Origin of the sequence: Lysinibacillus sp. A4 (assembly GCF_024919535.1) — a bacterium.
GTDB classification, from domain to species: Bacteria; Bacillota; Bacilli; order Bacillales_A; family Planococcaceae; genus Lysinibacillus; species Lysinibacillus capsici.
In genome coordinates this window covers 1-6,936 of record NZ_JANWTB010000027.1, presented here as the reverse complement: position 1 = coordinate 6,936, position 6,936 = coordinate 1, and the positions used below count along the sequence as shown (strand labels likewise).

Sequence of the window (6,936 nt, the reverse complement as noted above, 5' to 3'; positions counted from 1 at the left end):
GGTATTATGCCTAGCGACGTCCTACTCTCACAGGGGGAAGCCCCCAACTACCATCGGCGCTAAAGAGCTTAACTTCCGTGTTCGGTATGGGAACGGGTGTGACCTCTTTGCCATCATCACTAGACTTTGTTATGTATCTTGTTTTGAAGTTGTTTACCTGTCCTTCAAGACAAGAATTATTGTATAACGTTTTCTAACATTGTGCAATACTTTTTTATAAAAAAAAGAAATTATTACTTTTTAAAGATATTTTTGTTAAGTAAGAGAAAATATTGCCCTGCAAAATATTATAGCAATTGTTGGTTCAAAAGAAAACAATTATTTTATTTGGCCGATATTATTAGCTTATAATCTATTTCAATACAAGTGAAGAATATAGATAATCCTTCACTCGTCTATTCATTAAATATTTGAAAGCTCTATTTTTAATTTTACAATATCCTCAAGTGTAGTGGCGGGACCAAAAGATATTCTAAAAAATTGGCGTGCCGCTTCCAAAGAGAATCCCATTGATAGAATAGCCTTTGTTCCCGATTTACTACGAATATCACATGCACTACCTGTAGAGATACAGATTCCCGCCTCATTTAACTTTAAAAGAACATATTGCCCCTCTACTTTTTCCATCATTACCCCACAAATATTAGGTAGTTGCTGTTTACACTCAACGAGCTGACATTTTTCAGGTAAATTATTTTCAAAATAATTTCTTAGCGTTTCATAATGTTGCAATTCATATTGATAGTTTTCAATTGCCGCGGCAAAGGCCACGATTGCAGGAGTATCTAATGTCCCCCCTCTAAGACCCCTCTCATGTGTCAAACCCGGTGTTAATGCAGGTACTCTGATTGCAGGGTTCAGATATATAGCACCACAGCCCTTTGGTCCGCCTATTTTATGAGCCGAGATGGTAATCGCATCTGCCCCTTTTGGTATAGCTAGTTTGCCAAATGATTGTACACAATCAACATGACAGAATATATTTGATTTTCTTGCCATCTTTACGATTTTCTCTACAGGCTGGATTGAACCAATTTCAGAATTGACATGTTGAATGGTAATCAAAGCAGTCTCTTCCCGGATTGCTTGTTGCAATTGCCCCAGATCCACACAACCATCCTTCTGCAAAGGTAATTTTGTTACAGTAAAGCCCTTTTTCTCAAGTGTATTCAAAGCCGCATGCACTGACGTATGCTCAGCTTGAGATGAAATAATGTGTTTTCCTTTTTTTGAGGCTAGCGCTAACGACAAGATGGCTATGAGATTTCCTTCTGTTCCACTACCCGTAAAAATTACGCCATCACTAGTTACACCTAGGGCTTGGGCTACAACCTCCCTTGATTGCTGGACAAAATAAAAAGCTTGTCCCCCTAAATCATGCAAACTCGCACTATTTCCATAATACCGTTGTGCCACCTCTACATATGCCTCAAGAGATTCCCTCATCATAGGTGATGTTGCAGCATAATCCATATAAATCATCGTCTTCTTCCTCTCTTGTTCATCAGGTCTTGTTTTCTTTTATATTTTATGTAAAGATAAGTGTCAAGACAACTGTAAAGAAGGTATAACGATGGATGTAAAGACAGACGTCCTTATAATTGGTAGTGGTATTGCTGCACTTCAGGCTGCTTTAGTGCTTGAAAAACATTTTCAAATACAAATTGTTACAAAATCATCTGTATATATGAGTAGTTCTTATCGTGCACAAGGTGGGATTGCTGCTGTTACCAGTGAGGAGGATCATATTCAACATCATATTGCTGATACATTGAAAGCTGGAGAGTATCATCATGAGAAAAGGCATGTTAAAACACTTATAAAAGATGGCACTGAGATTATGCAAAACTATCTAAAGGATGGCCTCCCTGTTGATCGGCAGGTCGATGGAAAACCTGTTTTAGGACTTGAAGGAGCACATAGTCATCATCGTATTCTACATGCAGGTGGTGATCGTACTGGTCAGATTTTCATAGATTACTTGCTTCATAAACTTTCGCCCAAAACAAAGATCAATTGCTATGAAATGGCTTATGAGCTTTTACGGAATACAGATGGTGACTGTGTAGGAGTACTAACTAAAGGAGAAAAAGGTACAAAACGTTATTTGGCTCATCATGTTATTTTAGCGACAGGTGGCGCAGGTGCCCTTTATTCAAGTACATCTAATTTTCCAACTAATACAGGGGATGGGATCGCATTAGCATTTCGGGCAGGCGCTGCCATTAGTGATATGGAATTTATGCAATTTCACCCGAGTCTTCTGTGGTGTAAAAATGAAGCAAAGGGATTAGTTTCTGAAGCTGTCAGAGGGGCTGGTGGTATTTTTGTTAATGCCCAGCATCAGCCCATTATGACAGGTTTACATGCTCAACTTGACTTAGCACCAAGACATATTACTGCACTTGCCCTATTTACAAAACGTGCAGCGGGTGAAGAAACGTTTATTGATATCACTAACATTCAAGACTTTGAAGTAAAGTTTCCAACAATTGCTCAGCTGTGCCATGTTCACCGCGTTCATTTACAAGATGGTCTAATCCCCGTGGCTCCAGGAAGTCATTTCTTGATGGGTGGTGTTATTGCTGATGACAAAGGAAGAACTACGATACCGAACTTATATGCAGTCGGTGAGGTTGCCTGTACAGGCGTACATGGTGCGAATCGTTTAGCAAGTAACTCCCTATTGGAAGGTATTACATTTGGTCAAAAAATGGCGCAGTTCATTATTCAAAAAGGGTGTCATCAAAAAAACTTTTTACTGGAAAAGCATCAATGTGCTGATAAAATGCCACCTTTATTTAGCAAACCCCAATTACAGCAAAACATGATGCTGTTCCTAGGTATTGTTAGAAATATGGATGACTTGCAGCATTTTGTAAAGCAACTCCCCTCCTTGCAATCACTTATTCAAGTTAATTTAAAGGGTTTAGAACTAGCTGAGTTGGAATTATTTATGATGCATGTAGTCGCCACATTAATGGCACATGCAGCAATTACGCGAACGGAAACAAGAGGAGCTCATATTCGGACCGATAAACCCGAAATGGAATCACACTGGGCAAGCCGATGGATTATTTTTTCGCAAGGACAAATGAAAGTGAGGAACTCATTGTATGAATATCATCAAACTCGAGGAAATGCTCAAGCAATTTTTTAATGAGGATTTAGGAGATGGAGATTTAACGAGTGAATTTATCTTTTCAGCCGAACAACAGGGAGCTTTTTCTTTTTACGCGAAAGAAAGCGGAATTTTTTGCGGAGCTAACATTATTGAGCATGGCTTTCTCTTACTCGATCGATCAATCGAAGTCAACCTTCATACAAAAGATGGGGAGATGGTGAAGTCAGGTGATGTACTCGCTGTGATTAAAGGTCCCTTACAAAAATTATTAATCGGTGAGCGTGTCATTTTAAATCTTATTCAACGTATGTCTGCTATTGCAACTGCAGCCCATCTTGCCGTTCAAGAAACAGTAGGTACTCACACAAAAATATGTGATACGCGTAAAACACTACCAGGACTGCGTATGTTAGATAAATATGCTGTTCGAATTGGTGGTGCTTTTAATCATCGTAATGGCCTGTATGACGCAATTATGCTAAAGGATAATCATATTGCCTTTGCTGGTAGCATTACAAAGGCAGTTCAGGTAGCTAGGGCGAAAGTCGGTCATACCGTGAAAATTGAAGTTGAAATTGAAACAAAAGAACAATTAGAAGAAGCTGTCCACGCAGGAGCAGATATTATTATGTTTGATAACCGTAGCCCAGAAGAAATCCGTGCATGGCTTCCCATTGTTCCTCCCACTATTGCGACTGAAGCATCTGGGGGCATCACACTTAAAAATTTAAAGGCATATGCCCAATCGGGTATTCAATGGATTTCTCTTGGCTCCTTAACACATTCAGTTAAAGCTTTTGATATTAGTGCACTCGTTCAAATGAAAGGAGATCATTCCCTTGTCCATCACTAGTTTATTACAACAGACGACATTACTCCCAGAGCATTATCGGGCACTATCTGTAAAGGAAATGGAATCTCGTATTTTATCAATAAAGAAAAAATTAGGTCCTAAATTATTTATTCCTGGCCACCATTATCAAAAAGATGAAGTCATTCAATTTGCAGATGCAACTGGGGATTCTTTACAGTTAGCGCAATTATCCGCAGCAAATAAGGAAGCTGAACACATCGTATTTTGCGGTGTACATTTTATGGCAGAGACTGCTGATATGCTGACAACGAAACAGCAACATGTCTATTTACCAGATATGCGCGCTGGTTGTTCAATGGCTGATATGGCAGATATTTATCAAACTGAACAAGCATGGCCAATTCTTCAAGAACTCTTTGGGGATACGATTATTCCTCTAACCTATGTTAATTCAACTGCGGCTATTAAAGCCTTTACTGGAAGACATGGTGGTGCTTGTGTCACTTCGTCGAATGCAAAGGAACTTGTTCAATGGGCTTTTACCCAAAAACAGCGTATCTTCTTTTTACCTGACCAACATTTAGGAAGAAATACTGCCTATGATTTAGGTATACCTCTTGAAAATATGGCTGTTTGGAATCCACATAAGAACATGCTCGAAACAAAAGAGCCTCTTGAAAATATCCAAGTTATTCTTTGGAAGGGTCACTGCTCTGTGCACGAAGGTTTTACTGTTCAACATACAGAGGTTATTCGCAAAGAACACCCGACTATGAGGATTATCGTTCACCCAGAGTGCAGCCGTGAAGTGGTAGCAGCGGCTGATGATGCAGGCTCCACAAAATACATTATTGATACAATCAATCGAGCTCCAAGCGGATCTGCATGGGCAATTGGAACAGAAATGAACCTTGTCAATCGCATTATTAAGCAGCATCCTGATAAACATATTGTCTCCTTAAATGAAAACTTTTGTCCTTGTTTAACAATGAATCGAATTGACCTTCCACATTTGTTATGGAGCTTAGAAAGTATTGATCAGGGTCAACCTCATAACCGTATACAAGTAGATGAACATACTACTTCTGAAGCACTTAGTTCACTTGAAAGAATGCTAGCCAGAGGATAAATAGTTAAAGCTTTTTAAACAGAAAGGTTGAAGATATAACCTTTCTGTTTTTTTTGACATAACACCTACTTTCAATAGTGCTGATGGCTTCATTTTCGCCTGTATTGCTATAATTGACACGACTTTATGCTCCATGATACTGTCAATTTGGAGGTGATACTAAATGGCTTTTCAATCGAAAAATATCTTTATCAATTTACCAGTAAAAGATCTAAACAAATCTATCAGTTTTTTTAAGGAATTAGGTTTTGCGTTCAATCAACAATTCAGTGATGAAACAACAGCCTCAATGATTATTAGTGAAAATATCTTCGTATTAATAATGGTTGAAGAACGATTTAAAGGATTTAGTAAGAAAGAAGTTACAGATACTACTACTTCTGCAGAAGCAATCTTATGTCTCTCTGCTGAAAACCGAGAACAAGTAGATCAATTAGTGAATAAGGCACTTGCCTCTGGTGGTAAACCTTATAGTGAACCACAAGATCACGGATTTATGTATGGTTGGGGTTTTCAGGATGTAGATGGACATATCTGGGAAGTAGTTTATATGGATGAAAATGCATTGAATCAAGAGTAAATTTTGTATCTATGAATATCAAAAAACAGTAGATGCAATTGCATCTACTGTTTCTAGTATGACCCGTACGGGATTCGAACCCGTGTTACCGCCGTGAAAGGGCGGTGTCTTAACCACTTGACCAACGGGCCCATGGCGGAGAAGGAGGGATTTGAACCCTCGCGCCGGTTACCCGACCTACACCCTTAGCAGGGGCGCCTCTTCAGCCTCTTGAGTACTTCCCCAAAATAAAAAATGGCTCCGAAGGCAGGACTCGAACCTGCGACAACCTGATTAACAGTCAGGTGCTACTACCAACTGAGCTACTTCGGAATAATGGTGGGCCTAAATGGACTCGAACCATCGACCTCACGCTTATCAGGCGTGCGCTCTAACCAGCTGAGCTATAGGCCCTTGGAGCGGGTGATGGGAATCGAACCCACGACATCAGCTTGGAAGGCTGAGGTTTTACCATTAAACTACACCCGCATAAATGGTGGGTCAGGACGGAATCGAACCGCCGACACTTAGAGCTTCAATCTAATGCTCTACCAACTGAGCTACTGACCCATTTCGTCCATGCTAAGCTTTCTCACTCTTTTGCTTCTCATGACTTTTATTTTAAAAATGGCGGTCCCGACCGGGATCGAACCGGCGATCTCCTGCGTGACAGGCAGGCATGTTAACCGCTACACCACGGGACCTTTTGGTTGCGGGGGCCGGATTTGAACCAACGACCTTCGGGTTATGAGCCCGACGAGCTACCACTGCTCCACCCCGCGATAATTTTATGTTGTTTCGAGTTTTTAAAGCACCATTTATAAAAATTTAAAACTGGAGGAGGTAGAGGGATTCGAACCCCCGCGCGGTGTTACCCGCCTGTCGGTTTTCAAGACCGATCCCTTCAGCCAGACTTGGGTATACCTCCGTTACAATATATAAATGGTGGACCTTGCAGGACTCGAACCTGCGACCGGACGGTTATGAGCCGTCTGCTCTAACCAACTGAGCTAAAGGTCCTTTAAGATGGCGGCAGAGGGGATCGAACCCCCGACCTTACGGGTATGAACCGTACGCTCTAGCCAGCTGAGCTACGCCGCCAGGATCTTTATACTGGTTAATTTACTTATGGTGGAGCCTAGCGGGATCGAACCGCTGACCTCCTGCGTGCAAGGCAGGCGCTCTCCCAGCTGAGCTAAGGCCCCATAATTTTTTGGAAATGGTCGGGAAGACAGGATTCGAACCTGCGACCCCTTGGTCCCAAACCAAGTGCTCTACCAAGCTGAGCTACTTCCCGTTGTTCTTATGGC

5 protein-coding genes, 13 tRNA genes and 1 rRNA gene are annotated in these 6,936 nt (G+C 41.0%); 4 read left to right on the top strand and 15 right to left on the bottom strand.

Going from position 1 to position 6,936, the window contains the following annotated elements; genetic code table 11:
• Nucleotides 1–8: 8 nt before the first annotated feature.
• Both rrf and NY607_RS24035 read right to left on the bottom strand, forming a co-directional pair.
• Nucleotides 9–124, bottom strand: a 5S ribosomal RNA gene (rrf, locus tag NY607_RS24040).
• Between the two features lie 278 nt (nt 125–402).
• Nucleotides 403–1,473 (bottom strand): cysteine desulfurase family protein, encoded by a 1,071-nt coding sequence (locus NY607_RS24035; protein ID WP_237900999.1) that lies wholly within the window; start codon nt 1,471–1,473, stop codon nt 403–405.
• 100 nt (nt 1,474–1,573) lie between these two features.
• Between NY607_RS24035 and nadB the strand changes: the two genes are divergently transcribed.
• The 4 genes from nadB (at nt 1,574) to NY607_RS24015 (ending at nt 5,647) form a co-directional block, all read left to right on the top strand.
• A complete protein-coding gene (gene nadB / locus NY607_RS24030) occupies nt 1,574–3,160 on the top strand; it encodes an L-aspartate oxidase (protein ID WP_259420577.1) in 1,587 nt (528 codons plus the stop codon).
• The gene (gene nadC / locus NY607_RS24025; RefSeq protein ID WP_131522744.1) at nt 3,117–3,977 is read left to right on the top strand and encodes a carboxylating nicotinate-nucleotide diphosphorylase; all 861 of its coding nucleotides are present in this window, start codon (nt 3,117–3,119) and stop codon (nt 3,975–3,977) included. The genes nadB and nadC overlap by 44 nt, the downstream gene beginning before the upstream one ends.
• Nucleotides 3,964–5,067: a quinolinate synthase NadA gene (gene nadA / locus NY607_RS24020; protein WP_131522745.1), complete on the top strand. Its 1,104-nt coding sequence runs from the start codon at nt 3,964–3,966 to the stop codon at nt 5,065–5,067. The genes nadC and nadA overlap by 14 nt, the downstream gene beginning before the upstream one ends.
• 163 nt (nt 5,068–5,230) lie before the next feature.
• On the top strand, nt 5,231–5,647 hold the full coding sequence (locus NY607_RS24015) for a VOC family protein (RefSeq protein ID WP_131522746.1): 417 nt from the start codon (nt 5,231–5,233) through the stop codon (nt 5,645–5,647).
• 59 nt (nt 5,648–5,706) lie between these two features.
• Here NY607_RS24015 and NY607_RS24010 read toward each other — a convergent pair.
• The 13 genes from NY607_RS24010 to NY607_RS23950 form a co-directional block, all read right to left on the bottom strand.
• Nucleotides 5,707–5,778: transfer RNA gene (locus NY607_RS24010), tRNA-Glu, on the bottom strand.
• Nucleotides 5,779–5,780: 2 nt separating this feature from the next.
• A tRNA-Ser gene (locus tag NY607_RS24005) sits at nt 5,781–5,871 on the bottom strand.
• 11 nt (nt 5,872–5,882) lie between these two features.
• Nucleotides 5,883–5,959: transfer RNA gene (locus tag NY607_RS24000), tRNA-Asn, on the bottom strand.
• A gap of 4 nt (nt 5,960–5,963) precedes the next feature.
• Nucleotides 5,964–6,040: transfer RNA gene (locus tag NY607_RS23995), tRNA-Ile, on the bottom strand.
• Nucleotide 6,041: 1 nt separating this feature from the next.
• Nucleotides 6,042–6,115 (bottom strand) — tRNA-Gly (locus NY607_RS23990).
• A 5-nt stretch (nt 6,116–6,120) separates the two neighbouring features.
• Nucleotides 6,121–6,196, bottom strand: a tRNA-Phe gene (locus NY607_RS23985).
• 58 nt (nt 6,197–6,254) lie between these two features.
• Nucleotides 6,255–6,330, bottom strand: a tRNA-Asp gene (locus NY607_RS23980).
• Between the two features lie 3 nt (nt 6,331–6,333).
• Nucleotides 6,334–6,408 (bottom strand) — tRNA-Met (locus NY607_RS23975).
• Between the two features lie 53 nt (nt 6,409–6,461).
• Nucleotides 6,462–6,554, bottom strand: a tRNA-Ser gene (locus NY607_RS23970).
• A gap of 15 nt (nt 6,555–6,569) precedes the next feature.
• A tRNA-Ile gene (locus tag NY607_RS23965) sits at nt 6,570–6,646 on the bottom strand.
• Nucleotides 6,647–6,653: 7 nt separating this feature from the next.
• Nucleotides 6,654–6,727, bottom strand: a tRNA-Met gene (locus tag NY607_RS23960).
• Nucleotides 6,728–6,755: 28 nt separating this feature from the next.
• Nucleotides 6,756–6,831 (bottom strand) — tRNA-Ala (locus tag NY607_RS23955).
• A 15-nt stretch (nt 6,832–6,846) separates the two neighbouring features.
• Nucleotides 6,847–6,923, bottom strand: a tRNA-Pro gene (locus NY607_RS23950).
• Nucleotides 6,924–6,936: the final 13 nt, after the last annotated feature.